The sequence below is a fragment of the Stenotrophomonas sp. Iso1 genome, from assembly GCF_027497995.1.
Classification (GTDB): Bacteria; Pseudomonadota; Gammaproteobacteria; order Xanthomonadales; family Xanthomonadaceae; genus Stenotrophomonas.
On the sequence record NZ_JAODBT010000002.1, the window covers coordinates 469076 to 484101 of the forward strand.

Sequence of the window (15026 nt, forward strand, 5' to 3'; positions counted from 1 at the left end):
CCCCATGCCCGGTCACCGTCAGGTGTTCAGGGCAGAGGCAAGAGAGAATCGCTGTGCTGGCCGAATATTTGCCGTCCCTGCTGTTTCTGATCGTCGCCACCGGCATCGGCGTGACGCTGATGCTCATCGGTCGGTTCCTCGCTCCCCGTTCGCCGGACAACGAGAAACTCTCCGCATACGAGTGTGGCTTCGAGGCGTTCGAAAACGCGCGCATGAAGTTCGACGTGCGTTACTACCTGATCGCCATCCAGTTCATTGTCTTTGACCTGGAAATCATCTTCATCGTGCCTTGGACTCAGGTCTTCATGGAGCTGGGTGCCCGTTCGTTGGTCACCATGGGTCTGTTCGTGGGCATGTTGTTCCTCGGCTTTATCTACGTGTGGAAGAAGGGAGCGCTGGAATGGGAGTGATTCAGACTCTCGACGGCCTGATGAACAATCCGACCCCGGAAGGGCGGGTTGATGACATTCTCCGTCCCGAAGGCGACAACCCTCTGCTCGAGAAGGGCTATGTGACCACCAGCGTTGACGCACTGTTGAACTGGGCACGTACCGGCTCGATGTGGCCCATGACCTTCGGTCTGGCCTGCTGCGCGGTGGAAATGATGCACGCCGGTGCGGCGCGCCTGGATCTTGACCGCTACGGTGTGGTGTTCCGCCCGTCGCCGCGTCAGTCCGACGTGATGATCGTTGCTGGCACGCTGGTCAATAAAATGGCCCCGGCGTTGCGCAAGGTTTACGACCAGATGCCTGACCCGAAATGGGTCATCTCGATGGGCAGTTGTGCCAATGGTGGCGGCTATTACCACTACTCCTATGCAGTGGTGCGTGGCTGTGATCGTGTGGTGCCGGTGGACATTTATGTCCCAGGCTGCCCGCCGACTGCCGAGGCGCTGGTGTACGGCATTCTTCAGCTACAGAAGAAGATCTGGCGCACCCAGACCATCGCCCGCTGATCCCCTTTTCAAATCAAGAGCACGCCAGCCCCCATGGCCCAGCAAGCATCTTCACTCATTGACCGACTTCGCGCGCGTTTCGCCGGTGCGCAGGTCTCTGTGGTTGAACCGCGCGGCGAAGTGACGCTGGAGGTTCCGTCGGCTGATTGGCATGGAGTCGCTTTGGCGCTGCGTGACGAATTCGGCTTCGAGCACGCTACCGACCTGTGTGGTGTCGATTACCTCGGCTACGGCAGCGACGAGTGGGATACCTCCGATGTCTCTGCGCACGGCTTCAGTCGTGGCGTGGAAGGCACCGGTGCAGGCCGTTTCGCCTGGGGTGAATTCCCCAGTCACGAAACCGCCGATGGCGCCCAGTTCGACGCAATGCCCAAGCAGCGCTTCGCGGTCGTTGTCCAGCTGCGCTCCTATCAGCACAACCAGGCGCTGCGCATCCGTTGCTTCGCTCCGGCTGAGGCGCTGCCGGTGGTTGCTTCGCTGGTTGATGTCTGGCCGGGTCTGAACTGGTTCGAGCGCGAAGCGTTCGACCTGTATGGCGTGATCTTTGAAGGTCACCCGGATCTGCGTCGCATCCTGACCGACTACGGTTTCGTGGGCCATCCGTTCCGCAAGGATTTCCCGCTGATCGGCAACGTCGAAGTGCGTTACGACGAAGAAAAGAAGCGTGTGGTGTACGAGCCGGTGACTTCGGTCGAGCCGCGTGTCGGCGTACCGCGCGTGATCCGCGATGACGCTCGCTTCCAGACAGCGGAAGGCGAGCGCGCGCAGACGGAGGCAAGCAAGTGAGCGCGGCAGCAAACAAAGAATTCCATCAGGCCTCGCAGGCCTTTGCCAGTAATCCCGCCGAATCCCGGCAGGAGATCCGCAACTACACGATGAACTTCGGCCCGCAGCATCCGGCCGCGCATGGTGTGTTGCGCCTGATTCTGGAAATGGATGGCGAAACCATCGTTCGTGCCGATCCGCATATTGGCTTGCTGCATCGCGCGACCGAGAAGTTGGCCGAATCCAAGCCGTACAACCAGTCGATCGGTTACATGGATCGCCTGGATTACTGCTCGATGATGTGCAACGAGCATGCTTACGTACGCGCTATCGAAACCCTGGTGGGAGTCGAAGCGCCGGAGCGTGCGCAGTACATTCGCACGATGTTCGACGAAGTCACGCGCGTCCTGAATCACTTGATGTGGCTGGGCTCCAACGGGCTCGATCTGGGTGCGATGGCGGTGATGCTTTACGCCTTCCGCGAACGCGAAGAGCTGATGGACTGCTACGAAGCCGTTTCCGGCGCACGTATGCATGCCGCGTACTACCGTCCGGGCGGCGTCTATCGCGACCTGCCGGACACGATGCCGAAGTACAAGGAATCGCGTTGGCACAAGGGCAATGCGCTGAAGCGTCTGAACGCTTCGCGTGAAGGCTCGCTGCTCGACTTCCTGGAGAACTTCACCAATGAGTTCCCCTCGCGCGTTGACGAATACGAGACCCTGCTGACCGATAACCGTATCTGGAAGCAGCGTACGGTCGGTATCGGTGTGATCACGCCGGAGCATGCGCTGGCTTGGGGCATGACCGGTGTGATGCTGCGCGGTTCGGGCATTGCCTGGGATCTGCGCAAGAAGCAGCCGTACGCCAAATACGATGCGGTCGACTTCGATATCCCGCTGGGCACCAATGGTGACTGCTACGACCGTTACCTGGTCCGCGTTGCCGAAATGCGTGAATCCAATCGCATCATCAAGCAGTGCGTGCAGTGGCTGAAGGCCAACCCCGGCCCGGTGATGGTCAAGAACTTCAAGGTCGCTCCTCCCGCGCGTGCGGAGATGAAGGACGACATGGAAGCGTTGATTCACCACTTCAAGCTGTTCAGCGAAGGCTATTGCGTCCCGGCTGGTGAAACCTATGCCGCAGTGGAAGCGCCCAAGGGCGAGTTCGGCTGCTACCTGGTTTCCGACGGTGCCAACAAGCCGTTCCGTGCGCATCTGCGTGCACCGGGCTTTGCTCACCTGTCCTCGATCGATTCGATCGTGCGCGGCCATATGCTGGCTGACGTGGTGGCGATGATCGGTACCTACGATCTCGTGTTTGGTGAGGTCGACCGGTAATGCCGGCTAACAACACAACGTCCGTTGCCTGCGCGGCTTGTCTGCTGCGGGCATCGGTTCTTCATGATCTGGTATTCGTTGAGGTCGGCCGATGAAGGCGACAGGTAATTTCGAGGCGGCGCGTGACGTCGACCCGGTGGTGGTGTTGAGCGACAAGACTCGTGCTCATATTGATCACTGGCTGGCCAAGTTCCCACCGGAGCGCAAGCGTTCGGCGGTGCTGCAGGGTCTGCACGCGGCACAGGAGCAGAACCAAGGCTGGCTTAGCGATGAGCTGATTGCTGCCGTGGCCAAGTACCTGGACCTGCCGTTTGTGTGGGCCTACGAGGTCGCTACCTTCTACTCGATGTTCGAGACCGAGAAGGTCGGCCGCAACAACGTCGCCATCTGCACCAATATCAGCTGCTGGCTCAACGGCGCCGACGATATCGTCCGCCATTGCGAAAAGAAGCTGGGTATCAAGCACGGTGAATCCACTGCTGATGGCCGCGTCTACCTCAAGCGTGAGGAAGAGTGCCTGGCAGGTTGTGCTGGCGCACCGATGATGGTCATCAACGGTCACTACCATGAGCGCCTGACGCTGGACCAGGTCGACGCGCTGCTGGACGGGCTGGAGTAAGACATGGCACACCACGAATCAAAGGGCCCGGTCGGACCGGCGCCGCTTCCGCATAACGTGGTTTACACCACGTTGCATTACGACACTCCGTGGTCGTACGAAAACTATCTGAAGACCGGTGGCTACGCCGCGCTGCGCAAGATTCTCGAAGAGAAGATTTCGCCGGCCGACGTCATCGAGATGGTCAAGCAATCCGGCCTGCGCGGTCGCGGCGGTGCGGGTTTCCCGACCGGCCTGAAGTGGTCCTTCATGCCGAAGGGTGACATGCAGAAGTACATCCTCTGCAACTCGGATGAATCCGAGCCCGGCACCTGCAAGGACCGGGATATCCTACGTTACAACCCGCACTCGGTCGTGGAGGGCATGGCTATTGCCTGCTACGCGACCGGTTCCACCGTGGGTTACAACTACCTGCGCGGCGAGTTCCATCACGAGCCGTTCGAGCATTTCGAGCAGGCCTTGGCTGATGCCTACAAGCACGGCTGGCTGGGCAAGAACGTGCTGGGCAGCGGTGCGGATATCGATATCTATGGTGCGTTGGGCGCTGGCGCCTACATCTGCGGCGAAGAAACCGCGTTGATGGAGTCGCTGGAAGGCAAGAAGGGTCAGCCGCGTTACAAGCCGCCGTTCCCGGCGAATTTCGGCCTGTACGGCAAGCCGTCGACGATCAACAACACCGAAACCTACGGCTCGGTGCCGGCGATCATCCGCAACGGCCCGGAATGGTTCAAGAACCTGAGCCTGACCAATAACGGTGGTCCGAAGTGCTTCTCGGTCTCCGGCTGCGTGCAGGCCGGCGGCAACTTCGAAGTGCCATTGGGCACCACCTTCGACGCACTGCTGGAAATGGCCGGTGGCCTGCGTCCGGGTCGTACGTTGAAAGCGGCCATCCCGGGTGGCGTATCGATGCCGGTATTGACGGCCGAGCAGCTCGCGGGTTTGCCGATGGATTACGACACCATCCGTGCACTGGGCTCGGGCCTGGGGTCGGGTGCCATCGTGGTGTTGGATGACAGCGTGTGCTGCGTGAAGTTCGCTTGCCGCATCAGCCAGTTCTTCCACAAGGAATCCTGCGGTCAGTGCACCCCGTGCCGTGAAGGTACCGGCTGGATGCACCGCGTGCTGGAGCGCATCGTTGCCGGTCAGGCCACGATGGAAGACCTGCACCAGCTCAAGACGGTGGCCGGCCAGATTGAAGGCCACACCATCTGCGCATTCGGTGAAGCGGCCGCATGGCCGATCCAGGGTTTCCTGCGCCAGTTCTGGGATGAATTCGAGTACTACATCGTCAACGGTCATTCGATGGTTGACGGCAAGAAGGTGGAGGCTGCTGCCGCATGAGCGCGCAACCGGTAAATCCCAATGTGACGCCAGTCGTGCCGGAAGGGCACGTCGCCATCGAGATCGATGGTCAGGCGTTGGTCGTGCCCAAGGGCTCGATGATCATCCAGGCCGCTGACAAGGCAGGCATTCCGATCCCGCGCTTCTGCTACCACGAGAAGCTGCCGATCGCGGCCAACTGCCGCATGTGCCTGGTCGACGTTGAAAAGTCGCCCAAGCCGTCGCCGGCCTGCGCCACGCCGGTCATGGATGGCATGAAGATCCAGACCCGCAATGAAAAGGCGCTCAAGTACCAGCGTTCGGTGATGGAGTTCCTGCTCATCAACCACCCGCTGGATTGCCCGATTTGCGATCAGGGTGGCGAGTGCGAATTGCAGGACGTTTCGCTGGGCTATGGCCGTTCGGTCAGCCGCTTCAACGAGCGTAAGCGCGTTGTGGTCGACGAGGACATGGGGCCACTGGTCGCCACCGAAATGACCCGCTGCATCCAGTGCACGCGTTGCGTTCGCTTCACCGCTGAAGTGGCGGGCACCTATGAACTGGGTGGTATGTACCGCGGTGAGAACCTGCAGATTGGCACTTACGACGGCAAGCCGCTGACCACTGAGCTGTCCGGCAACGTCATCGACGTGTGCCCGGTTGGCGCGCTGACCAACAAGGTGTTCCAGTTCAAGGCACGCCCGTGGGAGCTGACCGCTCGCGAATCGCTGGGTTACCACGACGCGATGGGTTCGAACCTGTTCCTGCACGTGCGTCGCGGCGAAGTGCTGCGCGCGGTGCCGCGTGACAACGAGCTGGTCAACGAATGCTGGCTGTCCGACCGCGACCGTTACTCGCATCAGGGTCTGTACGCGGCAGACCGCGCGACCAAGCCGATGCAGAAGGTCAATGGTGAGTGGAAGGAAGTAAGTTGGGCTGAAGGCTTGGCCGCTGCCCGCGAGATTCTTGAAGCCAACCGTGGCGATGACCTCGGCGTGCTGGTGCACCCGTCCACCTCGAACGAGGAGGGCGCACTGCTGTCGCGTCTGGCGGCTGCTCTGGGTTCCAACAATATCGACCACCGCATCAACAACCGCGACTTCTCTGATGCGCCGGTTGCTGAAGTGTTTGGTACCTCGCTGGCCGAGATCGAAACCGCTGACCGCATTGTGGTGCTGGGTAGCAATATCCGCCACGAGCTGCCGCTGCTGCACGCCCGTCTGCGCAAGGCGCAAACGGCGAATGGCGCGCAGATCTTCGCGGTCAACCCGGTTGATTTCGACTTCGCATTTAAGTTGACTGGCAAGCAGATCGTTGCGCCGTCGCGCTTCGTCGAAGCGCTGAGCAATGCACAACTAGTGGACGCGGTGAAGGGTGGCAGCAAGACCGTCATCATCGTCGGCGCCATTGCTGAGAATCATCCGCAGGCTGCGGCGATCCGTTCGGCTGCCAGCGCGTTTGCAGCTGCGACCGGCGCAAAGCTGTGTCGCATTCCTCAGGGTGCCAATGCAGTGGGTCTGTCACGCGCAGGCGTGCTGCCGGCCGGCAAGGACGTCAACGCAATGCTGGCGCAGCCACGCAAGGCTTACGTGCTGTATGGCATCGAACCGGGTCTGGACTTCGCCGATACCGCAACCGCCCGCAAGACGCTGTCCGGTTCCAAGGTTGTCGCGTTCAGCCAGTTCGCCTGCACTTCGACCCGCGATGTGGCTGACGTGATCCTGCCGATTGGCGCGCTGCCGGAAGTCGACGCGACGCTGACCAATCTCGATGGTCGTGAGCAGACCACCCGCGCCGGCGGCAAGTTGCAAGGCGAGGCCCGCGAGGGTTGGCGTGTGCTGCGTGCTTTGGGCGGCGATATGCAGCTGGCTGGCTTCGGTTTTACCGATCTGGCAGGCCTGCGCGCTGGTTTGCAGCCCATCACGGTGAAAGTTGCCGCTTCGGCCCAGCCGCAGCTGGCAGGCGAGGGCCTGGAAGTGGCTTCGACCCCGGCGATCTACCGTACCGACGCTGTGGTGCGTCGTGCGCAGGCGCTGCAGTCGCACCCGCTGAACAACGATCCGCGCATCGTGCTCAACAATGAAGACGCCGTGCGTCTGCAGCTGAGTGAAGGCCAGATGGCCAAGGTCGGTACCGATGCCGGTCGCGCTACTTTGTCGGTAGTGGTCGATGCGCGCGTCGCGGCCGGTACGGTTTGGATTGAATCGGGCCACGGCGCAACCGCGCCGCTGGGTGCCGCTCGGGTAACGGTGGTGGCTGCATGAACGAGTTGCTGTTGAACGCGGTCGACCCGCTGCACCAGTGGTTCCTCTCGCTGGGCGATATCGGCATCGTGCTGTGGACGGTGCTGAAAATTCTGACCATCGCCATGCCGGTGATCATTTCCGTTGCGTTCTACGTGTTGTGGGAGCGCAAGTTGATTGGCTGGATGCACGTCCGTCACGGGCCGATGTATGTCGGTCTGGGTGGTCTGCTGCAGGCATTTGCCGACGTCACCAAGCTGCTGTTCAAGGAAATCATTGCTCCGGCCAGCGCGCACAAGGCGATGTACATCATCGCGCCGCTGATCGTGCTGGCACCGTCGTTCGCGGCGTGGGCGGTGGTTCCGTTTGACTACAAGCTGGTGCTGTCCAACGCCAACGTCGGCCTGCTGTACCTGCTGGCGATGACGTCGCTGGGTGTGTATGGCGTGATCCTGGCCGGTTGGGCGTCCAACTCCAAGTACGCTTTCCTTGGTGCGATGCGTTCTGCCGCGCAGGTGGTCAGCTACGAAATCGCGATGGGTTTTGCTCTGGTCGGTGTGATGATCGCCGCCGGCAGCTTGAACCTGACCGACATCGTGCTGGCGCAGCAGGGTAGTTCGGGGCTGTTTGATTGGTTCTTCCTGCCGCTGTTCCCATTGTTCATCGTGTACTGGGTCTCCGGTGTCGCCGAAACCAATCGTGCACCGTTCGACGTGGTGGAAGGTGAGTCGGAAATCGTGGCCGGCCACATGGTGGAGTACTCCGGCGGTGCGTTCGCACTGTTCTTCCTGGCTGAGTACGCCAACATGATCCTGGTCAGCTTCTTGATTGCGATCTTCTTCATGGGCGGCTGGCTGAGCCCGCTCCAGGGTTGGGTCAATGGCGATGTGTCGCCGTGGATCAACTGGATCTGGACCGGTGGCTGGCCGTGGTTGCTGCTCAAGGTGCTGTTCTTTGCCAGTGCATACATCTGGTTCCGTGCCAGCTTCCCGCGCTTCCGTTACGACCAGATCATGCGTCTGGGCTGGAAGGTATTCATCCCGTTGACCATTTTCTGGATCGCGGTGACGGCACTGATGGTGTTTTACGGCGTGATCCAGAAGGGCGTTTGATTCATGAATAAGATCACCCACTATTTCAAAAGCCTGCTGCTCCTGGAGTTGCTAGGTGGCTTGTGGCTGACGCTGAAGTACGCGTTCAAGCCGAAGTACACCGTGCTGTATCCGATGGAGAAGTTCCCGCAGTCGCCGCGTTTCCGTGGCCTGCACGCCCTGCGCCGTTATCCCAACGGTGAAGAACGCTGCATTGCCTGCAAGCTATGCGAAGCGGTGTGCCCGGCACTGGCCATCACCATCGACTCGGCCAAGCGCGAAGACGGTACTCGCCGTACCACGCGTTACGAGATTGATCTGTTCAAGTGCATCTTCTGCGGCTTCTGTGAAGAAAGCTGCCCGGTGGACTCGATCGTCGAGACCCACATTCTTGAGTATCACTTCGAGAAGCGTGGCGAGAACATCATCACCAAGCCGCAGCTGCTGGCCATTGGCGACCGGCTTGAAGCCGAAATCGCCGAGCGCCGCGCCGCCGACGCTGCCTTCCGCTGAGGTCTTGAGATGGATTGGGTAAATATTGCTTTCTGGTTCTTCTCGGTCATCGCGGGCATTTCTGCCGCGTCCGTGATCAGTGTGCGCAACCCGGTGTACGCCGTGTTGTGTCTGATCCTGACCTTCTTTTCGGTGGCCTGCGTGTGGCTGCTGGTGGGGGCCGAGTTCCTGGGCGTCACGCTGGTGCTGGTGTACGTCGGTGCCGTGATGGTGTTGTTCCTGTTCGTGGTGATGATGCTGGACATCGACACCAGCGACCTGCGTGAGGGCTGGGTGCGTTACCTGCCGGTCGGCCTGGTGGTCGCGGTGGTGATGCTGGTGCAGATGCTGACCCTGATCGGTATCAAGGCCCGCACCGCGCCGTTCCCGGTAGACAACGCTGCCGCGATCGCGGCTGACACCTCTAACGTCACCTGGCTGGCGCGTAGCCTGTTCACTGAATACCTGCTGCCGTTCGAGTTCGCGGCCGTGATCCTGACCGTCGCCGTGGTGGCAGCTGTGATGCTGACCCTGCGTCGTCGACAGGGTCTGAAGACGCAGAACCCGACCGAACAGACCATGGTCAAGGCAAAAGACCGCCTGCGCATCGTCAAGATGGCCGCCGAGAAACCGGTGGTGCAGTCGGAAACGCATAACGATGGTGGCGAGGAGGCCAAGCCATGATTTCTTTGGGCCATATGCTCGCGTTGGGCGCGGTGATGTTCTGCATCTCCGTTGCCGGCATCTTCCTTAATCGGAAGAACATCATCGTGCTGTTGATGTCGATCGAACTGATGCTGCTATCGGTGAACATCAACTTCATAGCCTTCTCGCGTCAGCTCGGCGATACCGCCGGACAGCTGTTCGTGTTCTTCATCCTGACCGTGGCCGCAGCGGAAGCTGCTATTGGCCTTGCGATCCTGGTGACCTTGTTCCGCACCCGCCACACCATCAACGTGGGCGAAGTCGATTCGTTGAAGGGCTGATCCGAGATGGAAATCACTCTCTCCCAGAGTCTGTTGATCGTAGCGGTGCTTGCACCGTTGCTCGGCAGCATCATCGCCGGCCTCTTCGGACGCCAGGTCGGGCGCAAGGGCGCCCAGTACGTCACCATCCTTGGTGTGGTTGTCAGCTTTGCGCTTTCTGCGTACACGCTGTACCAACTGCTGTGGGGTGGGGCACAACCGTTTAACGAAAATCTCTACACCTTCTTCGAGGTCGGTCAGTATTCGGCCCACGTCGGCTTCATGATCGACCGCATGACGGCGATGATGATGGTGGTGGTGACCTTCGTGTCGCTGCTGGTACACATCTACTCCATCGGCTACATGTCCGAGGATGACGGTTACCAGCGCTTCTTCAGCTACATCTCGTTGTTCACCTTCTCCATGCTCACGCTGGTGATGAGCAACAACTTCCTGCAGTTGTTCTTCGGCTGGGAAGCGGTGGGCTTGGTGTCTTACCTGTTGATCGGTTTCTACTTCAAGAAGCCCAGCGCCATCTTCGCCAACATGAAGGCCTTTCTAGTCAATCGCGTCGGCGACCTGGGCTTCCTGCTGGGTATCGGCGGCATCCTGTGGGCTTTCGGCTCGCTGGATTACGCCACCGTGTTCGCCAACGCCCACAGCGTGTTGGGTTCGGACGCGACCGGCCATGCCATGGTGCAGCTGATCGGCGATCACCAGTGGAGCATCGCCACCGTCATCTGCATCTGCCTGTTCATCGGTGCGATGGGCAAGTCGGCACAGGTGCCATTGCATGTGTGGCTGCCGGACTCGATGGAAGGCCCGACCCCGATCTCGGCACTGATCCACGCCGCGACGATGGTGACCGCCGGTATCTTCATGGTCACCCGCATGTCGCCGCTGTTCGAGCTGTCGCAGGCGTCGCTGAATTTCATCCTGTTCATTGGTGCCACCACAGCCTTCTTCACCGGCCTGATCGGCATCGTGCAGAGCGATATCAAGCGCGTGGTGGCTTACTCGACGCTGTCCCAGCTGGGCTACATGACCGTTGCACTGGGTGTGTCAGCTTACTCGGGTGCCGTGTTTCACCTGATGACCCACGCCTTCTTCAAGGCGCTGCTGTTCCTCGGTGCCGGCTCGGTGATCATCGGCATGCACCACGAACAGAACATGTTGAAGATGGGCGGACTGCGCAAGTACATGCCGATTACCCACATCACCATGTGGATCGGTACGCTGGCCCTGGTAGGCACGCCGTTCTTCTCGGGTTTCTACTCGAAGGACACCATCATCGAAGCTGCCGCGCATCACGCGCACGCACCTGACGCCAGCTGGGTCGCCACTTACGGTTACTGGGCTGTGTTGGGGGGCGTTATCGTCACCAGCTTCTACAGCTTCCGCCTGCTGTTCCTGACCTTCTTCGGCAAGGAGCGCTTCCGTGATGCGCATGATGACCACGGTCATCACGGCCACGATGACCACCACGGTCATGGTGCGCATGAGCCACACGAGTCGCCGTGGGTTGTGACGGTGCCGTTGATCCTGCTGGCCATTCCGTCGGTGTTGATCGGCTTCTTCACCATCGGTCCGATGCTGTTCGGTACCGGTTGGGATGGTCACGCTGTTGCAGCGGGCGTGCCGGGGCAGACCCTGTCGTTCTTTACCGGCATCGTGGATTTCTACGATCCGGCGCGTAACACCATTGCTGCCGTGGGTGCCGAGTTCTGGCACGGTTCGGTGAAGTACGCAGTGCATGGCATGACCATGCCGGCGTTCTGGCTGACAGTTGCAGGTTTCGTGCTGGCCTGGGCGTTCTACGTCTGGAAGCCGGAGCTGGCAGGCAAGGCCCGCAAAACTCTGGCGCCGGTGGTTTCGGTGCTGGAAAACAAGTACGGCTTCGACAAGCTCTGGATCGACGGCTTTGCCGGCGGCGGTGTGCAGCTCGGCAAGGCCGCCCGTGCCGTGGACAGCACGGTCGTTGACGGTGTGGTGGTCAATGGCACGGCCCGCGTGGTCGAGCTGGCTGCCAACCTGCTGCGCCGCACCCAATCCGGTTTCCTCTACCACTACGCTTTCGTGATGATCATCGGCCTGATTGCCCTGTTGGGCCTGCTGATGCATTTCTGGCGTTGACTTGTACGGAATAGAAGACGTGTCGAACTGGCCACTACTTAGTATTCTCATTTGGCTGCCGATCCTCGGCGGTGCATTGATCCTCGCCTTGCGCAACGCCCAGGCCGCCCGTTGGGCGTCCCTGGCGGTGGCATTGCTCACCTTCCTGTTGAGTCTCGGTCTACTCAGCGGCTACGACCGCAGTGCGGCCGACATCATGCAGTTTGTCGAGCAGCATCCGTGGATCCCGGCCTTCGGTATCGGCTACAACCTGGCCGTTGATGGCATCGCCATCGCCCTGATCCTGCTGACCACGCTGATCGGCGTGCTCGCATTGATCGGTGCCTGGGGCGTGGTCGATAAGCGCGTCAATCAGTACGTTGCCGCCTTCCTGGTTCTGGAAGGCGTCACGGTCGGCATTTTTGCTGCGACCGACGCGATGCTGTTTTACGTGTTCTTTGAAGCCATGCTGATCCCGATGTTCCTGATCATCGGTGTCTGGGGCGGTCCGCGTCGTATCTATGCGGCGATGAAGTTCTTCCTGTACACCTTCCTCGGCTCGGTGTTGATGCTGGTGGCGCTGGTCTACCTGTACATGAAGGGCGGCAGCTTTCAGCTGGCCGACCTGTATCAGCTCCAGCTGTCGGCTAAGGAACAGACTTGGATATTTTTCGCATTCCTGATCGCCTTCGCAGTCAAGGTGCCGATGTTCCCGGTGCACACCTGGCTGCCGGACGCACACGTTGAGGCGCCGACCGCCGGTTCGGTGATTCTGGCGGCCATCGCGCTGAAGATTGGTGGTTACGGCTTCCTGCGCTTCAACCTGCCGATCGTTCCCGATGCTAGCCACGAGTGGGCTTGGCTGGTGATTGCGTTGTCGCTGGTGGCGGTGATCTACGTTGGCCTGGTTGCTATGGTCCAGGACGACATGAAAAAGCTGATTGCTTATTCGTCGGTCGCACACATGGGCTTTGTCACTCTCGGTACCTTCACCGCACTGTGGCTGGTCCGCGAAGCCGGCAACGCCGACGCTGCGCGTCTGGGCCTGCAGGGCGCGATGGTGCAGATGATTTCGCACGGTTTCGTGTCTGGCGCCATGTTCTCCTGCGTCGGTGTGCTGTACGACCGCATGCACAGTCGCCGTATCGCCGATTACGGCGGCGTGGCCAACGTGATGCCGTGGTTTGCTGCCTTCGCACTGCTGTTCTTCATGGCCAACTCGGGTCTGCCGGGTACCAGTGGTTTCGTCGGCGAGTTCATGATCGTGCTGGCTGCATTCCAGTGGAATCCGCTGGTTGCACTGGGCGCGGCCACCACGCTGATCATCAGCGCGGCGTATTCGCTGTGGCTGTACAAGCGCGTGTTCTTTGGTGAGGTGGGCAATGCCCATGTTGCCGAGCTGAAGGACATGAATGGTCGTGAGTGGTTGGTGTTGGGTGTGTTCGCCGTCGGTACGCTGGCGCTGGGCCTGTATCCCAAGCCGCTGACTGACCTGATGGAGCCGTCCATCGCCAAGCTGGCGATGCAGATCGCATCGAGCAAGCTGCTGTAAGCGGCCCGTCGAGAGTATTGATTCCAGGATTTGATGATGACCACGCCGACGCTTCTGCCGTTGACCACTGCTGACCTCCCGCCGTTGCTGCCAGAAATGGTGGTGATCGGTGGTGCCTTCGCCCTGCTGATCCTTGATCTGTTCATCAGCGATCGACACAAGGTCTGGACCCATTTCATCTCGGTAGCCATCCTCGCTGTCGCCTTTGTGATGCTGCTTGGCGGCGTGGGCGGGCAGGGCGAGGTGTTCCACGGCATGTTCATCCGTGACAACGCCGCCGACATCATGAAGACGGTGGTCGTGCTGGTTAGCGGTTTGAGCCTTGTCTATGGCTGGAGCTACCTGCGCGAGCGCAATCTGTTCCAGGGAGAGATCCCGGTACTGATCCTGTTTGCCACCGCCGGCATGATGATTCTGGTGTCGGCAGGCAGCCTGTTGATGGTCTACCTCGGTTTGGAACTGCTGGCGCTATGCTCCTATGCGCTGGTTGCCAGCAATCGTGAGAACAAGCTGGCCGCAGAAGCCGGTATGAAGTACATCGTGCTGGGTTCGTTGGCTTCGGGCCTGCTGCTGTATGGCATGTCGCTGATCTACGGTGCTACGGGTTCTCTGCATCTGGATGTGATTCACGCGGCCATCGCCCATTCCGATGAACGACTGCTGCTGTTGACCGGTGCCGTGTTCATGATTGCCGGTGTGGCCTTCAAGCTGGGCGCTGCGCCGTTCCATATGTGGCTGCCGGACGTGTATCAAGGTGCTCCGGCACCGATCGCATTGTTCATCAGCTCGGCACCGAAGCTGGCTGCTTTCGGCATGGCTTACCGTCTGTTGGAAGTTGGCGTTGGCCCGCTGTCGACCGAACTGCAGTATGTGTTGGCCGGTCTGGCGGCACTGTCGTTGATCATCGGTAACCTGATGGCCATTGCGCAGACCAACCTCAAGCGCATGCTGGCGTATTCGACCGTTTCGCACATCGGCTTCCTGCTGATGGGCATTGCCGGTGGTGGCGAGCAGGGCTATTCGGCCGCGATGTTTTACGCGGTGGCTTACGCCATCATGTCGACCGCAGCATTCGGGGCGATCATCGCCTTGTCGCGTGCCGGCTTTGAAGCGGAGAACATTGAAGACTTCAAGGGTCTCAATGCCCGCAGCCCTTGGATGGCAGGCCTGGTGCTGTGCATCATGGCGTCCCTAGCGGGTATCCCGCCGTTCCTGGGCTTCTGGACCAAGTTGTCGGTGCTGGGCGCAGCGATCAACGGCGGACTGCTGTGGCTGGCCCTGTTGGGTGTGCTTTGTGCGGTGATCGGTTGCTTCTATTACCTGCGCGTCATCAAGGTCATGTACTTCGATGAGCCGGTGGGAGAGCCACTGCCACGCAACAATGACCGCATCCTCGGTATCGTGCTGGGCGTGAATTCCATTGTGCTGCTGGTGCTGCCGCTGGGTTTGGGGCCGATTCTCGAGTGGATGCGCAATGCTTTTGCACATTTGTCATAAAAAACGATACAAACTCTCGTGAATCGTGTAATATTCATCTCCTGAGTTGACGACGGCGCCGGTTCACCGGCGAGG

Annotated in this window: 14 protein-coding genes; all 14 read left to right on the top strand. The window is 60.3% G+C overall.

The window, feature by feature from the left end:
* Window positions 1-53: 53 nt before the first annotated feature.
* Window positions 54-410, top strand: coding sequence for an NADH-quinone oxidoreductase subunit A (locus PAN08_RS11045; RefSeq protein ID WP_057633772.1), 357 nt, complete (start codon window positions 54-56; stop codon window positions 408-410).
* A complete protein-coding gene (locus tag PAN08_RS11050) occupies window positions 401-955 on the top strand; it encodes an NADH-quinone oxidoreductase subunit B (protein WP_269791562.1) in 555 nt (184 codons plus the stop codon). The genes PAN08_RS11045 and PAN08_RS11050 overlap by 10 nt, the downstream gene beginning before the upstream one ends.
* Before the next feature lie 33 nt (window positions 956-988).
* Window positions 989-1741: an NADH-quinone oxidoreductase subunit C gene (locus tag PAN08_RS11055; RefSeq protein ID WP_269791563.1), complete on the top strand. Its 753-nt coding sequence runs from the start codon at window positions 989-991 to the stop codon at window positions 1739-1741.
* Window positions 1742-1830: 89 nt separating this feature from the next.
* Window positions 1831-3060: an NADH-quinone oxidoreductase subunit D gene (locus tag PAN08_RS11060; protein WP_269791906.1), complete on the top strand. Its 1230-nt coding sequence runs from the start codon at window positions 1831-1833 to the stop codon at window positions 3058-3060.
* A gap of 91 nt (window positions 3061-3151) precedes the next feature.
* Entirely contained in the window at window positions 3152-3679 is a 528-nt protein-coding gene (gene nuoE, locus PAN08_RS11065; RefSeq protein ID WP_269791564.1) for an NADH-quinone oxidoreductase subunit NuoE, read from the top strand.
* Between the two features lie 3 nt (window positions 3680-3682).
* Complete coding sequence (nuoF, locus tag PAN08_RS11070) at window positions 3683-5020, top strand: NADH-quinone oxidoreductase subunit NuoF (RefSeq protein ID WP_269791565.1); 1338 nt, start codon at window positions 3683-3685, stop codon at window positions 5018-5020.
* Window positions 5017-7263, top strand: a complete 2247-nt coding sequence (gene nuoG, locus PAN08_RS11075) for an NADH-quinone oxidoreductase subunit NuoG (protein ID WP_269791566.1) — start codon at window positions 5017-5019, stop codon at window positions 7261-7263. Before nuoF ends, nuoG begins: the two co-directional genes overlap by 4 nt.
* On the top strand, window positions 7260-8354 hold the full coding sequence (nuoH, locus tag PAN08_RS11080) for an NADH-quinone oxidoreductase subunit NuoH (protein WP_269791567.1): 1095 nt from the start codon (window positions 7260-7262) through the stop codon (window positions 8352-8354). Before nuoG ends, nuoH begins: the two co-directional genes overlap by 4 nt.
* A gap of 3 nt (window positions 8355-8357) precedes the next feature.
* Entirely contained in the window at window positions 8358-8846 is a 489-nt protein-coding gene (nuoI, locus tag PAN08_RS11085; protein WP_057633763.1) for an NADH-quinone oxidoreductase subunit NuoI, read from the top strand.
* Window positions 8847-8855: 9 nt separating this feature from the next.
* Window positions 8856-9509 carry an NADH-quinone oxidoreductase subunit J gene (locus PAN08_RS11090; RefSeq protein ID WP_269791568.1) on the top strand — a complete coding sequence of 218 codons (654 nt, stop codon included), beginning with the start codon at window positions 8856-8858 and terminating at the stop codon, window positions 9507-9509.
* Entirely contained in the window at window positions 9506-9811 is a 306-nt protein-coding gene (gene nuoK / locus PAN08_RS11095) for an NADH-quinone oxidoreductase subunit NuoK (protein WP_057633757.1), read from the top strand. Before PAN08_RS11090 ends, nuoK begins: the two co-directional genes overlap by 4 nt.
* A gap of 6 nt (window positions 9812-9817) precedes the next feature.
* A complete protein-coding gene (gene nuoL / locus PAN08_RS11100; protein WP_269791569.1) occupies window positions 9818-11923 on the top strand; it encodes an NADH-quinone oxidoreductase subunit L in 2106 nt (701 codons plus the stop codon).
* Window positions 11924-11942: 19 nt separating this feature from the next.
* Window positions 11943-13454 (top strand): NADH-quinone oxidoreductase subunit M, encoded by a 1512-nt coding sequence (locus PAN08_RS11105; protein ID WP_269791570.1) that lies wholly within the window; start codon window positions 11943-11945, stop codon window positions 13452-13454.
* A gap of 36 nt (window positions 13455-13490) precedes the next feature.
* Entirely contained in the window at window positions 13491-14951 is a 1461-nt protein-coding gene (gene nuoN, locus PAN08_RS11110; protein ID WP_269791571.1) for an NADH-quinone oxidoreductase subunit NuoN, read from the top strand.
* The last annotated feature ends 75 nt before the right edge of the window (window positions 14952-15026 follow it).